This is a genomic window from Priestia veravalensis (genome assembly GCF_001457055.1).
GTDB classification, from domain to species: Bacteria; Bacillota; Bacilli; order Bacillales; family Bacillaceae_H; genus Priestia; species Priestia flexa.
Map to the genome: position 1 here is coordinate 28,003 of NZ_KQ758638.1, position 13,453 is coordinate 41,455.

Sequence of the window (13,453 nt, forward strand, 5' to 3'; positions counted from 1 at the left end):
GAAGAAGTAGAAGAAGAAAAAGAACTTGAAGTTCCTTACCGTAATACTTCTGTTGAAGAAGAAGCAAAACATGAAGAAGAGCTTGAAGCTTCTTATCGTAACGCTTCTGTTGAGGAAGAAATGGACGTAAAGGAAGTTGAAAAAGAAGCCGAGGTGCAGAACTATTTTTCGTCCGTTTTCCGTAAAGAAGAACCAAAAGAAACGTTAGTGAAGTACGAAGAAGATGTGTATGAACCGTTTGAAGTAGAAGTGAAAAAAGAAGAAGCGGAAGAAGAACGCGAAGATAATGTAATTGAGCTGTTTCAAGCACGTGAAGATGTGTCCAGTTGGGGAGAAGAAGAAATGGAGATAGCACATTATGAAGAAAAAGAGCAGGAAGAAAATGAAATTGTAGTAGAGTTTCGAAAGGAAGAGGAATCGGCTTCAAACCGTGCGGAAAATGCGCTGTATTTAACAAAGCTATTTTCTCGTGAGGAAGAGAAACAAGCGACATGGCGCTTATGCATTGTCCAAAGTGGAGACTCGCTTGATACGATTGCTGAACGCTATGATACAAACGTACAGAGTCTTTTAAGAGTAAATGATTTAGAAGACGAGCAAGAGTTAGAAGAAGGAAGCATCCTAAACATTCCTGTTAACTAAAATAGCAATAGAAAACAGTTTTGACTTCTGCTACGTCTTAACTGTTTTCTTTGTGTATAAATGAATGTTCAATGCATAGAAAGTAACAAGGAGGTGTGAGTATGAACTATCAGGACCCTGTTAATTATCATGAACTCCTAAAGCAGTATCAGCTTGAAATTGATTTTATCGAAGACTACGGGAAGGTAAAGAAAGTCTATACCAAAAGCGGAGTCTATGCCTTAAAAGAAGTAGAGGAAGCTGAAATTAGAAGTCATGATTTTATTAGAATTCTTCAAAATCTTCAGCATAAAGGATGGATGGGGTTTGTCCCTATTTATCAATCCAGGCAAGGTTCACCTGTGGTAACCCACCAAAACAAAGGTTATTATTTGATGCCTTGGCTTCCTAATACACCTTCTGACGAACGGGATGTAAGATATCATAAATTATTTCAAGAGTTAGCAAAGCTTCATGGTACTTCTTCAAAAGAAGTTGAAGTTAAAAAGAAAGATATTGAAACGCACTATACGGGATTAAAAACAACGTGGGAAGACCGTCAAAAAGAGCTTGAAGAGTATGTAATGGAATGTGAAAAAAAGGTGTATATGTCCCCTTTTGAACTTCATTTTTGTACCGTGTATTATGAAATGATGCGGGCTATGGAATTTGGGTTTAGTCGGTTAGATGAATGGAACACCGAAATGGAAGAAAAAGAAAAAATACGACTTGTGACGATTCATGGAAAGCTGTCGGCAAAGCATTTTTTATACGATGAACGCGGGAATGGCTTTTTTATTAATTTAGAGCAAGCGCGTGAGGCTTCACCGATTCATGATCTTGTCTCATTTTATTTGCGAACGCTACGCACATATCCATTAACGAGCTTAGATAGCTATGAATGGTTCGCAACATACGAGAAGCATTTTGCACTGAGAGAAGAGGAACGTTTACTTTTGCATTCATATCTTGCTTTTCCAGAACCTTTATATCAGTGCATCATGCAGTATCGTCACCAGCGGTATAAAACTGAGCTTGAACATATGCAATCGTTGATTCGAGCATACTGGCTAACAAAAAATATTGAACAGGTCAATATTAAAATCTTTGAAGTAGATCAACAGAAAAAAATAGCAGCAGAAGCGGCTGCTAATGAGACTGAGACATAAGTAGTTCAGTCCTTACTATACCTGAACGATTTAGAGTTCATAACTTTTAATCGTTCAGGTTTTTTGGTTGATTGTGAAAACAATGTTGGAAACAGGGTGGAATGGAGCGTAGGACACTCGACTCCTGCGGAAAGCGAGTGACCGTAGCGCAATGGAACGAACGTGTTGAGACAAACTAAAGAGATGGGAACAGCTAGTGTTCGTCTTTTAGAAGCAATCATTTTGTTATGTCCCAAACTCTTTTTTACATCCATTCTAGATAGAGAACAATGGTGATGAGTGAAAAAATAGCAAGAAGGAAAACATCGAACGTGGTGGGGAAAAAAAGCGTTCGAATTCCTTGAATAATCGTCAGGGGAATGATGAATTGGGCACACGCTGCGCCAATCGTTTTAAACCAGCGCTGTACTTGATAAGAGTTAAACTGTAAGTTAATTCGTTTTTTCATACTTCATATGCTCCTTTCCTGCTTGCAGGCCGTTACATAATAATGTATGAATCATGGGCGCTAGGTGTTCAGTTTTTTTCGTAAGATCTGGCGTGTTTGTGAATAGAATGAGAAAAAAATGGAGAAGATTATTGACGAATTCATATTTTTTCATATAGTATAATTAAGAGAAAATCATATGAACATACAGTGAGTAGGAAGAGTACAAAATAAAGCACCTTTAGAGAGAGAAATCAGCAGCTGAAAGATTTCTTAGGAAAGCTTATTTGGAAGGTCGCCTATGAGTAGTTTTTTTGAACAGACTTTGGTCTAAGTAGAAGAAACCGGTTAATGAACCGTTATGAAATGAAGTGTATAGACGTCTTTACGGGAGAAGTCTATAAAAAAAGGTGGTACCGCGAAATCAACTCCTTTCGTCCTTTTATGGAAGAAGGAGTTTTTTTATGTTCATTCGAGCTTTCGCATATCGAAAGCTATATAAGAAATTATACATGGAGGTACAGAGTATGTCAGAACAGGAAGTAAAGCTTTCAACGAAGTATGACCCAAAATCTGTTGAAGAAAATCGCTATCAATATTGGTTGGATGGGAAGTTTTTTGAAGCAACAAACGATGCTGAGAAAGAGCCCTACACAATCGTGATCCCACCGCCAAACGTAACGGGTAAACTTCATCTAGGGCATGCTTGGGATACAACGTTACAAGACATTTTAACGCGTATGAAGCGCATGCAGGGCTATGACGTTCTATGGTTGCCTGGAATGGATCACGCCGGTATCGCTACGCAAGCAAAAGTAGAAGAAAAGCTTCGTCAAGAAGGAAAAAGCCGTTATGACTTAGGGCGTGAGAAGTTTGTAGAAGAAACGTGGAAGTGGAAAGAAGAATATGCCAGCTTTATTCGTCAGCAGTGGTCCAAGCTAGGCCTTGGCTTAGATTATTCTCGCGAGCGCTTTACGTTAGATGAAGGCTTATCAAAAGCCGTTCGTGAAGTATTTGTTAAGCTATATAAAAAAGGCTTAATCTACCGCGGTGAATATATTATCAACTGGGATCCAGCAACAAAAACAGCCCTATCTGATATTGAGGTTATCTATAAGGATGTGCAAGGTGCATTTTACCATATGCGCTATCCGCTTGCCGACGGTTCTGGGCATATTGAAATTGCAACAACACGTCCGGAAACAATGCTAGGTGATACGGCAGTTGCTGTTCATCCTGAAGACGAACGCTATAAGCATTTAATTGGTAAAACAGTTAAGCTTCCGATTGTAGGTCGTGAAATTCCTATCGTTGGTGACGATTATGTAGACATGGAGTTTGGCTCAGGCGCTGTGAAGATTACACCTGCTCATGATCCAAACGACTTTGAAATTGGGAACCGCCACAATTTAGAACGCATCCTTGTGATGAATCAAGACGGTACAATGAACGATAAAGCAGGAAAATATGAAGGTATGGATCGCTTTGAATGTCGTAAACAAATCGTAAAAGATTTACAAGAAGATGGCATTTTATTTGAAATTGAAGATCACATGCACTCTGTAGGTCACAGTGAACGTAGTGGCGCTGTGGTCGAGCCTTACTTATCAACACAGTGGTTCGTGAAAATGCAGCCGCTGGCTGATCAGGCAGTTGAACTTCAAAAAGGCGAAGAAAAGGTTCAGTTTGTTCCAGATCGCTTTGAAAAAACGTACCTACACTGGATGGAGAATATTCGCGACTGGTGTATTTCACGTCAGCTTTGGTGGGGACACCGTATTCCAGCTTGGTATCATAAAGAAACTGGAGAAGTGCACGTTGATCATGAGCCTCCAGCAGATATTGAAAACTGGGAGCAAGATTCAGACGTACTTGATACGTGGTTTAGTTCAGCTTTATGGCCATTTTCAACGATGGGTTGGCCGGACGTGGAATCGATTGACTTCCAGCGCTACTATCCAACAAATGCGCTTGTAACGGGCTATGACATCATCTTCTTCTGGGTATCTCGCATGATTTTCCAAGGTCTTGAATTTACAGGCAAGCGTCCATTTGACGACGTATTAATTCACGGACTTGTACGTGACGAGCAAGGCCGTAAGATGAGTAAATCTCTTGGAAACGGTGTAGATCCGATGGAAGTGATTGAGAAGTACGGTGCCGATTCACTTCGCTACTTCTTATCAACGGGAAGTTCACCGGGACAAGATTTACGCTTTAGCTTTGAAAAGGTTGAAGCAACTTGGAACTTTGCTAATAAAATTTGGAATGCATCTCGCTTTGCATTAATGAATATGGATGGCATTACGTTTGAAGAACTTGATATGTCGGGTGAGAAATCAGTAGCGGATGAGTGGATTTTAACACGCTTAAATGAAACAATTGAAAGCGTAACGAAGCTAGCTGATAAGTATGAGTTCGGCGAAGTAGGACGCGTGCTTTATAACTTTATCTGGGATGACTTCTGCGACTGGTATATTGAAATGGCAAAGCTACCTCTATATGGAGAAGACGAAGCGGCTAAGAAAACAACTCGTTCAATCTTAGCGTATGTGTTAGACAACACAATGCGACTTTTACATCCATTTATGCCGTTTATTACCGAGGAAATTTGGCAAAGCTTGCCGCATGAAGGCGAATCGATTACGGTAGCGAAATGGCCAGAAGTACGCCCAGAGCTAACAAATAAAGAAGCGGCAAACGAAATGCGCTTACTTGTAGACATCATTCGTTCAGTGCGTAATATTCGTGCGGAAGTAAATACGCCAATGAGCAAGCAAGTACGCTTGTTCATTAAAGCAAAAGATGAAGCGATTCAAGCGCAGCTTGAGAAAAATCGTGCATACATCGAGAAATTCTGTAATCCAAGTGAGCTTGCAATTTCTACGGAAATCTCTTTAGACGAAAAAGCAATGACAGCTGTTGTAACAGGAGCTGAATTAATTCTACCTCTTGAAGGGTTAATTAACATTGAAGAGGAAATTGCGCGCCTTGAAAAAGAATACGATAAGCTGAATAAAGAAGTGGAGCGTGTTCAAAAGAAACTTGGAAATCAAGGTTTTATCGCAAAAGCACCGGCAAAAGTAGTAGAAGAAGAGCGCCAAAAAGAACAGGATTATGTTGAAAAACGTGAAGCTGTTCAAGCGCGTATTGTCGAATTGCGCGGGGAATAATAGAAAAAAGCGCTGCTTGTGAAGCAGCGCTTTTTGTATACATAACGGAACCACAACCAGACTTTTAAGTTCATTCGATTTTTACTGTTGCATTCGCTATAATAATCATAATACAAAAAGAAGGGTGACCGTGATGATACAAACATATGATGAGGCCTTACAATGGATACATAATCGCTTACGTTTTGGCATGAAGCCTGGCTTAGAGCGAATGAACTGGATGCTTGAACAGCTTGATTATCCCCATCAAAATATAAAAGCTATTCATATTGCGGGCACAAACGGAAAAGGCTCAACCGTTACGTATCTGCGCTATATGCTCCAAGAAGCAGGGTATGATGTAGGCACATTTACTTCTCCTTATATTGAAACATTTAATGAGCGAATTAGCATAAACGGAACGCCAATTTCAGATGAGGAAATGCTTCGCCTTGTACAAGAAGTTAAAGCAGTTGTAGAAAGAGTAGAAGAGACAAAATTTGGCGCTGCGACTGAGTTTGAAGTTATTACGCTCATGTTCTTTTTATATTTTGGCTACCATAACCGCGTTGATTATGTTCTTGTTGAAGCTGGACTTGGTGGTCGATACGATTCAACAAATGTCGTTGAACCACTGTTAACCATTATTACGAATATTGGCTTTGATCACATGGCTATTTTAGGGAATACGGTAGATAAGATTGCGTTTGAAAAAGCAGGCATCATTAAGCGAGGCGTGCCTTTAGTAACGGGTGTAGAACAAAAAGAAGCGATAGAAGTAATTGAAGGAATAGCTCGTGACCATGAGGCGTCGCTAGATCGTTTGGGGAGTGAGTTTACAATTGAAAGTTACAGTGCTTTAGAAAATGGCGAAGCCTTTACATTACAAACACCTATCCATACTTATGAGAACCTTGAACTTGGCATGTTTGGCTATCATCAAGTGAAAAACGCATCCTTAGCGGTTCGAGCTTTAGAGCTGTTAGGACAAAAAGGAGAACTACAGCTTTCTCAAGCTGATTTAGCAGAAGGGTTAAAAAAAGCACGCTGGAGTGGACGCTTTGAAAAAGTGAGTGATTCTCCACTAGTTATCATTGATGGTGCCCATAACCAAGAAGGTATAAAAAGCCTACTAAGTACGCTGCGTCTTCACTATGAAGACAAGCAGATTCACATCATTTTTAGCTGCCTAAATGACAAGAGTGGTAAAGAAATGGTGAAAAGTTTAGAAGGTATTGCTGAAAGTATTACCTTTACATCGTTTGATTTTCCAAGAGCGAGAACAGGACAAGAGCTATATGAACTCAGTAAGCACCCTAGTAAAAAAGTGAATGAACAGTGGCAAGAAGCAATTGAACAAGCTCTTTTACACCATGCAAAACCAAATGACTTAATCGTCATTACAGGTTCACTTTACTTTATTTCAGAAGTTCGATCATTCTTATTACGCGCCTAAAAAGCAAGTCGTCACCGAACGGCTTGCTTTTTTATTTAAAATATTTCGTGAACGACACTGTGAATAAAGAACTATTTTTATTATAATGATGGTAAAACATACTAAAGAGAGGAATAAAAGATACTATGACCAAAGTTATAGGTGAGTGGATAGGATTCTTTATTGCAATCTTGTTGTTCAGTACGTTCGTTCCTCTACAAGGACAAGCTGCAAGCAGTACTCCTGCTTTAAATGTGAACATAAGCCCGTCAAAAGAAGAGTTTTGGACGTAAAGGATGTTATTTCTTTAACCTCCGATCTTCAAGCCATTAATAAAAAGGTTCAAAGTATGACGGCTGATGGAGGAACAAACTATGCACAGTCACTTGAACGAGCAGGTGATATCTTAAAAGATTCAAAGAATGATAAATATATTATCTTTCTCACAGATGGATTTCCTACCCAAGCTCAGGAAGAAAAGTATTTTAACTTTTCCGGTAACGTTCGCAAATGTAACTCTTGGGGATATTGTAAGTATGACTATGTAAGGGTTAATAGTCATAAAACGGTATATTACAATGTATATACCAATGGTTCACAAGATGCGTATATACTAGATGATGATGGCTATAGAATATATGTTAATACATCTGGAACTCCACAATCGATTATTAAAAGCTTGAGCACTAATCAAGCTCTCAGTCTAGCCAATCAAAAGGTCAAACTTTACTCTATAGGTTTTGGAACAAATCAAGAGTTAGACATGAACTATTTAACTAAGCTCTCAGAAACTACTGGCTCTAAAGCCTATCAAGGTGATACAAGCAACCTAAGCGATTTATTTCGAAGCATTACGACTGAAATTGGGCAATATGCAATGAAAGACGTGCAGGTGAAAGTGAAAATTCAGGGAAGCGGAACGTCGTTTCCTGGAAAAGTGAAGTTAGCCGATAATGCGAATGCGTATATGGACGGTGACTATGCGGTGATTAATTTAAAAGACGTTCCGTATGTATTAGGTCAAACGCCTTCTGCGACATCGTATTCCCTACCCCTTACGTTTGATACTAAAGGAACGTATAATTTTTCAGACGTCTCGTTATCCTATAAAAATTTAAGCGGTAGTTCCATTTTGAAAAAGCGCGATGCAGTAAAGGTTGAAATCAAGGATAAAATTGCTCCAACGTTTAAAGGAACGGTTGGTTTTTTAGATACAAACAAAGTAGGTCGGCTTATTAAAAAAGAAGATCGAAATAGCGAATCTAACCAATTTGATTTAATCTATACGCTTACACCTGATGCAACTTTAGAAAAAGCTGATCGAGGCACGCTGCAAACTATTAAACTAACGCAGATTCTTCCTGAAGGGATAACGGTTGTTAATCCGCCTTCAAACGTCAGCGTGAAAGGAAATCTCATTGAAGTAACGTTTACGGATATTCCCTATAACAATGGTTCGTTTAGCATTAACAAGCTAACGCAAACGATTAAACTTCAAGCAAATTGGGCAATGAATCAAACGTTCCAGAATCCAAACTGTCTCGTATAATGACAGTAATGCAGGAGCAAGAAGCGTCATTTTAACAGCTCCAAAATTACCAATTATCGCGAAGGTTGTATTAGAAGATACCCTTGAGAAATATAGTGGGGATGCATATGGTAACATTGAAAAGATAACAAAAAATACCAATACGCTTATTCAAACAATTAAGCTAAAAGGTGGAGAACAAGAGTTAGCTCAGCCAATTAAGTCAATGGTATTTACAGGTGATAAAACAGCAATTGACGTAACGTATAGCAATGACACAAAAAAGCGGCTGAAGCTTGTTCCTTCGTTTGAAATAAGAGGTCAAGATTCAAACGAAGTGATTAAAAACGGTAGTGTGTCATCGGAAAAAGTAAAGTTCTCGTTAGTGGATTTAATTCCAGGAGAAGGTGTAACGTATGAATATAAGGTCAACAACGGTAGTTGGACAACCTTTCAACAAAAAGATGAAGTTACCGTTGATAAAGTAGGAGAAGTAACGATTAAAGTTCGTGCAACGGGTGGTTTTGCAAAAGCTAATCAAGAGGTTACTCAGACAGTAACTATTCGGAAGTTAGTTGACAATATTAATGTTGATCCAGCTAGCGTGACGCTGTTTGTTGGTGAAAAAATAACGTTAAATGCATCTGTTTCACCAGCGGATGCCACGAATAAAGATGTTAAATGGATGATTTCTGATACGGGGATTGTTAAAAAAGATATACTCGTAACGGGTTCATCTAAATATGGAATTATTGGTGTGGCACCAGGAAATACGACTGTTGTAGTAGAATCAGTAGACGGAGCTGTGAAAAAGGAAATTCCAGTACAAGTGCTTGATGATTTTAAATTTAAATATCCTTCGATTACGATGGAACCAGGAGAAGAGCGCAATATAAAAGATTTACTTGTTTATCGTAATGGTGGGCTTTTAGATACGCTACTAAATCGTCAGGTGATTGAAAGTATTGTTACTGAGCCAAAGGATAACCCGTCATTTAGCATTGTATCTAAAGATAACAGCATGTTTATTGTGGCCAAAAAAGTAGGATATGGATCTGTGGTGGCAGCTGGAGCAAAAGTGAAACAAGACGGAACAAGGGTTAGCTCTAGTATGATCGTTATCGTGAAAAAAAGACAAGGAACAGATGGATCTGGGGCGAAGTGGTGAGTGAAAGCCGTGATGCTAAGCATCGCGGCTTTTTGCTGTTCAAAGTATTGTCACTTTAATCAATGGGAAAACTGATATATAATTGACATGAATCCAAACGTAAGGAGATTGTGAAAATGAGTAAGGAAAATGAGAAAATAGTGCCGACTAGTAATAAAAACTATACGGGCATTATCTTAACGGTTTCATTAATTGCAAACGCAATTATCTTAGCACTGTTCTTTTCACCAATCGGTTATCAAGGAGAGGTTCACTTTGATTTAACAATCTTTCCGCGATTAAATGCAATATTAAACAGCTTTACTTTTATCTTTCTTGTAGCGGCACTAGTATCAATTTTAAAGAAAAACATTAAAGCTCATAAAGGGTTTATTTTAGCGGCATTTTCTTCGACACTATTGTTCCTTGTTTTCTATTTGACGTTTCACTATATGTCAACAGAAACAGCAACGTTTGGTGGAGAAGGAGTTATTCGCCCAATCTATTTCTTTATTTTAATTACTCATAGCTTCTTAGCGGCCGTAGTTGTTCCACTTGCGCTGTTCTCAACGGTTTGGGGTTGGACGATGCAAGTAACTAAGCATAAAAAAATCGTTCGTTGGACAATGCCGATTTGGCTATATGTAAGCTTTACAGGTGTGCTTGTATACCTATTTATGGCACCTTATTATTAAAAAAATCTTCTCCTGACGGAGAAGATTTTTTTAATTTCGCGGTTGAATGGTTGCTTCTGGTATTACTTGAAGCGTATCAACAAGCGGTAGAGATTCAAGCTTTGTTAATAAGACGCTGCGGTCATAAAGAACGTTAAAGCGAGAATACTTTCCTACTTGTGAGGTACTAGATCGGTCGATGTCTTTTTCAGTTTCTACGTTACCTCTCACAGCATTAACCGTCAGCGGTCCCTGAGAGAAAATTCCACCGTCGATGGCAAACAGTGAGCCTACGCCGTAAAGCTCAGCTGAAGATTCCGTATAGAAAAAGCCTTGTAACAGCGAGAATACATCTTGCTGTTGATCTTTTAAGTTTTTGAAATTGACTCTTTGTTCTTCTTCGTCATTAAACGTTGTAAACTCATTAATTCGGTTTAAATTAATAGGACCTTTAGCAAGTAAAATCAGCATTCCTTTTTTTCCTTCATTACTATAATTAAAGCCTTCAATACTAACATTGGTAATTTTAACCTCTCCACCTGTATAGACGATGGAATCAAACATCCCAATTTCCTTTTCGGCGGTTGAAACATCCGTATTACCTGTAATCGTCAAATTGTTTTTTACCACAATATTCTTTGTTAATTCAAAAGTGCTGTTTAAAGGTTTCAAGGTTAAATTGTTACCCACAAACAATGGATGATCTAACGAAATGTCATCGTTTGTATCGATGAGTAAGCTTCCACCTAGGCAATAAGGTGAAGCTCTATGATTTTGTCATTTATCTACGCCAGTTTTCAACGCTTTTAAAGGCGGGAGTGACGGTTGTAGAGTCGACGCGTATCTTATCTGCTCAAACCGAAAGTAAACTACTACAGCGAGCGCTTGTACAAATTGAAGAAGAAATTCGGGAAGGAAATGCGCTATCCTCAGCTTGTGCGAAATTTCCTCATGCGTTTCCAAGCATGTTTATTAACATGGTTAAAGCAGGTGAAGTAGCCGGTAATCTCGATGAAACGCTTGAACGCCTAGCCGATTATTTTGAAAAGCAGCACCGCACGCGACAAAAGATTATCTCAGCACTAGCTTATCCAGCAGCGGTGGGCGTCGTGGCCATTGCCGTCGTCATTTTCTTGCTTGTATCCGTTGTGCCAATGTTTGTAGATATGTTCAAAGATTTCGGAGCTGAGCTTCCAGCCATTACGAAGTTTGTATTGGCTTCAAGTGAATTTATGCAAAAATTTTGGTGGGTAATTGTTGGTTTATCTAGCATCATTGCAGTAGGACTTTCACTTTTATATAAGCGCCCACAAACAAAGTATTATTTAGACTATGCCATGTTAAAGCTTCCCGTATTTGGACCAATGCTGCAAAAAGCGGCTATCGCTCGGTTTACGCGAACGCTAAGCTCGCTGTTTTCAAGCTCCGTGCCAATTTTACAAGCCATTCACACCGTTGAAGGCGTTATTGGGAACGAAGTTGTATCTCAAGTATTAAAAAAAGCGCGAACGTCTCTTGAAAAAGGAGCTTCCCTTACCGAACCGATGGAAAAACACTGGGTATTTCCACCGCTTGTGACGCGCATGATTTTAGTTGGTGAAGAAACGGGTGCGCTCGATACGATGTTAAGCAAAGTGGCAGATTTCTACGAAGCGGAAGTTGAAACGACAACGGATCGGTTAAAGTCTCTCATCGAACCGTTAATGATCGTCTTACTAGCTGTACTTGTAGGGACAATTGTACTAGCGATTATGGTGCCGATGTTTGATTTATTTAATCATGTTGATTCGTACTAAAACTATTTTCATATTTTGTAAATTATTGTATAATGAAGAAATGAATAAAATGACCTATAAATCCATTGTGTGATTTCAATCGGGATAAGAAATCAGCATGATAGGAACAAATGAAATCTTCATTTACCATAACGTTTGCAGCGTGGTATTTTCTTTACTTTTTTACTAGTTATAAAGTATGAGGGTTTATGGTCCTAATTCTGCTGATTTTTTACATATTCAACAGAATAGAGAACAGAATGTAGTACAAGCACAAAAGCTCAATGCTCATCGGTTCCATTTTCAAGTCAAACGGTGGATTTATGCAAAATGTACAAAGGAAAAGGAGAGAAGCACATGATGAAAAAGTTCTTGAAAAATGAAAAAGGATTAACGCTTATCGAGCTACTAGCCGTAATCGTTATCCTGGGTATCATCGCAGCGATTGCTATTCCAAGTATTGGTGGGATTATTCAGAAGTCTCGTGAGGATGCGGTGAAGGCTGATGCGATTCAGGTATTAAATGCTGCCAAAGTATACATGGCTTCTAATAACGTAGAAAATGGCAGTGAAAACACGATGGATCAAGAAGTCTTGGCTGAATATGTAGACTTTGAAGGTGAAGGATTCGGTACTTATGAAGTGAGCTATAAAGATGGCAAGTACGAATTAACTGCTGAGGGCGATGCAGGAAGTAAAACAATTAAATTTGAGAATGCAACAATTAAGGGTATTAAAGCTAGTGGGAAATCTTTAGAAATTACAAACTAATGATATATTTTTATTGCTACATTCTAACCCTAGGTCTCATCCTAGGCTCCTTCTACAACGTAGTCGGCTTACGCATTCCGGCCAGGGAGTCAATTGTGAGGCCACGGTCTAGCTGCCCGAGCTGTCAGCACGTTTTAACAGCTCGCGAGCTGGTGCCGGTGCTGTCGTATTTGATTCAAAAAGGGAAGTGCCGCAGCTGCGGGACGTCGATTTCAATTAAATATCCGATGGTGGAACTTTTGACAGGTATACTATTTGTCCTGTCATTTCATTTATATGGCTTTCAGTGGGAAACGCTTGTTGCGTGGACTCTTGTATCGCTTCTGATGATTGTGGTGGTATCCGATTTGGCGTATATGCTCATTCCGGATAAAGTGCTGCTGTTTTTCTTGCCGGTTGTAGTCGTTCTTAGACTGTTTGTTCCGCTCGACCCTTGGTGGGATATGTTTCTAGGTGCTGCAGCTGGCTTTGGACTGCTCCTTTTAATTGCTCTCGTTAGCAAAGGTGGCATGGGCGGAGGCGATATTAAGCTATACGGAGTGCTTGGGCTTGTGCTCGGATTTAAGCTCGTGCTCTTGTCCTTCTTTTTAGCCGCGGTAATCGGTGCAATTGTTGGAATATTTGGTATGATAGTAGGAAAAGTCCAACGCGGAAAACCAATGCCATTTGGCCCATCGATTGCAGGAGGAACGCTTGTTGCATATTTTTATGGTGATTTTCTGATAAACTGGTACTTTACATTTTTAATTTAGCA

The 13,453-nt window shown here is 39.3% G+C and carries 12 protein-coding genes, 1 pseudogene and 1 other annotated feature; of the genes and pseudogenes, 11 read left to right on the forward strand and 2 right to left on the reverse strand.

The window, feature by feature from the left end; translation table 11 throughout:
- A partial coding sequence (locus tag AS180_RS07310; protein WP_139109172.1) for a LysM peptidoglycan-binding domain-containing protein occupies positions 1-642 on the forward strand: 642 nt, incomplete at its 5' end.
- Positions 643-743: 101 nt separating this feature from the next.
- On the forward strand, positions 744-1,790 hold the full coding sequence (gene ysxE, locus AS180_RS07315) for a spore coat protein YsxE (RefSeq protein ID WP_062686613.1): 1,047 nt from the start codon (positions 744-746) through the stop codon (positions 1,788-1,790).
- A 244-nt stretch (positions 1,791-2,034) separates the two neighbouring features.
- Here the strand turns inward: ysxE and AS180_RS07320 are convergent, their stop codons facing one another.
- Positions 2,035-2,238, reverse strand: a complete 204-nt coding sequence (locus AS180_RS07320) for a hypothetical protein (protein ID WP_025908549.1) — start codon at positions 2,236-2,238, stop codon at positions 2,035-2,037.
- A gap of 180 nt (positions 2,239-2,418) precedes the next feature.
- Positions 2,419-2,662: a binding site (T-box leader), on the forward strand.
- 82 nt (positions 2,663-2,744) lie between these two features.
- Here AS180_RS07320 and AS180_RS07325 point away from each other — a divergent pair.
- The 6 genes from AS180_RS07325 to AS180_RS07345 all read left to right on the forward strand — a co-directional run bounded on the left by AS180_RS07325 (position 2,745) and on the right by AS180_RS07345 (position 10,174).
- The gene (locus tag AS180_RS07325) at positions 2,745-5,390 is read left to right on the forward strand and encodes a valine--tRNA ligase (RefSeq protein ID WP_025908548.1); all 2,646 of its coding nucleotides are present in this window, start codon (positions 2,745-2,747) and stop codon (positions 5,388-5,390) included.
- A 133-nt stretch (positions 5,391-5,523) separates the two neighbouring features.
- Positions 5,524-6,825 (forward strand): bifunctional folylpolyglutamate synthase/dihydrofolate synthase, encoded by a 1,302-nt coding sequence (locus AS180_RS07330; RefSeq protein ID WP_062686614.1) that lies wholly within the window; start codon positions 5,524-5,526, stop codon positions 6,823-6,825.
- A 125-nt stretch (positions 6,826-6,950) separates the two neighbouring features.
- The gene (locus AS180_RS23160) at positions 6,951-7,097 is read left to right on the forward strand and encodes a hypothetical protein (protein WP_160169866.1); all 147 of its coding nucleotides are present in this window, start codon (positions 6,951-6,953) and stop codon (positions 7,095-7,097) included.
- Complete coding sequence (locus tag AS180_RS07335) at positions 7,088-8,353, forward strand: vWA domain-containing protein (RefSeq protein ID WP_062686615.1); 1,266 nt, start codon at positions 7,088-7,090, stop codon at positions 8,351-8,353. The genes AS180_RS23160 and AS180_RS07335 overlap by 10 nt, the downstream gene beginning before the upstream one ends.
- Positions 8,354-8,558: 205 nt before the next feature.
- On the forward strand, positions 8,559-9,500 hold the full coding sequence (locus AS180_RS07340) for an Ig-like domain-containing protein (protein WP_062686616.1): 942 nt from the start codon (positions 8,559-8,561) through the stop codon (positions 9,498-9,500).
- Positions 9,501-9,616: 116 nt separating this feature from the next.
- Positions 9,617-10,174 (forward strand): DUF420 domain-containing protein, encoded by a 558-nt coding sequence (locus tag AS180_RS07345; protein WP_025908545.1) that lies wholly within the window; start codon positions 9,617-9,619, stop codon positions 10,172-10,174.
- Between the two features lie 30 nt (positions 10,175-10,204).
- Here AS180_RS07345 and AS180_RS07350 read toward each other — a convergent pair whose 3' ends face one another.
- Entirely contained in the window at positions 10,205-10,843 is a 639-nt protein-coding gene (locus AS180_RS07350) for a hypothetical protein (RefSeq protein ID WP_156413459.1), read from the reverse strand.
- 59 nt (positions 10,844-10,902) lie between these two features.
- On the opposite strand from AS180_RS07350, the pseudogene AS180_RS07355 reads away from it, so the two are divergent.
- From AS180_RS07355 to AS180_RS07365, 3 genes and pseudogenes are all read left to right on the forward strand, one after another.
- Positions 10,903-11,949, forward strand: a pseudogene (locus tag AS180_RS07355) (type II secretion system F family protein); the annotation flags it as partial.
- Between the two features lie 336 nt (positions 11,950-12,285).
- Positions 12,286-12,699 (forward strand): prepilin-type N-terminal cleavage/methylation domain-containing protein, encoded by a 414-nt coding sequence (locus AS180_RS07360; protein WP_025908543.1) that lies wholly within the window; start codon positions 12,286-12,288, stop codon positions 12,697-12,699.
- Positions 12,699-13,451, forward strand: a complete 753-nt coding sequence (locus AS180_RS07365; protein WP_025908542.1) for a prepilin peptidase — start codon at positions 12,699-12,701, stop codon at positions 13,449-13,451. Before AS180_RS07360 ends, AS180_RS07365 begins: the two co-directional genes overlap by 1 nt.
- Positions 13,452-13,453: the final 2 nt, after the last annotated feature.

What these genes read in the sequence shown, in the direction of transcription:
- ysxE (WP_062686613.1), top strand. Translation starts at nt 744, where the DNA reads ATGAACTATCAGGACCCTGTTAATTATCATGAACTCCTAAAGCAGTAT.
- AS180_RS07320 (WP_025908549.1), bottom strand. Translation starts at nt 2,238, where the DNA reads ATGAAAAAACGAATTAACTTACAGTTTAACTCTTATCAAGTACAGCGC.
- AS180_RS07325 (WP_025908548.1), top strand. Translation starts at nt 2,745, where the DNA reads ATGTCAGAACAGGAAGTAAAGCTTTCAACGAAGTATGACCCAAAATCT.
- AS180_RS07330 (WP_062686614.1), top strand. Translation starts at nt 5,524, where the DNA reads ATGATACAAACATATGATGAGGCCTTACAATGGATACATAATCGCTTA.
- AS180_RS23160 (WP_160169866.1), top strand. Translation starts at nt 6,951, where the DNA reads ATGACCAAAGTTATAGGTGAGTGGATAGGATTCTTTATTGCAATCTTG.
- AS180_RS07340 (WP_062686616.1), top strand. Translation starts at nt 8,559, where the DNA reads ATGGTATTTACAGGTGATAAAACAGCAATTGACGTAACGTATAGCAAT.
- AS180_RS07345 (WP_025908545.1), top strand. Translation starts at nt 9,617, where the DNA reads ATGAGTAAGGAAAATGAGAAAATAGTGCCGACTAGTAATAAAAACTAT.
- AS180_RS07360 (WP_025908543.1), top strand. Translation starts at nt 12,286, where the DNA reads ATGATGAAAAAGTTCTTGAAAAATGAAAAAGGATTAACGCTTATCGAG.
- AS180_RS07365 (WP_025908542.1), top strand. Translation starts at nt 12,699, where the DNA reads ATGATATATTTTTATTGCTACATTCTAACCCTAGGTCTCATCCTAGGC.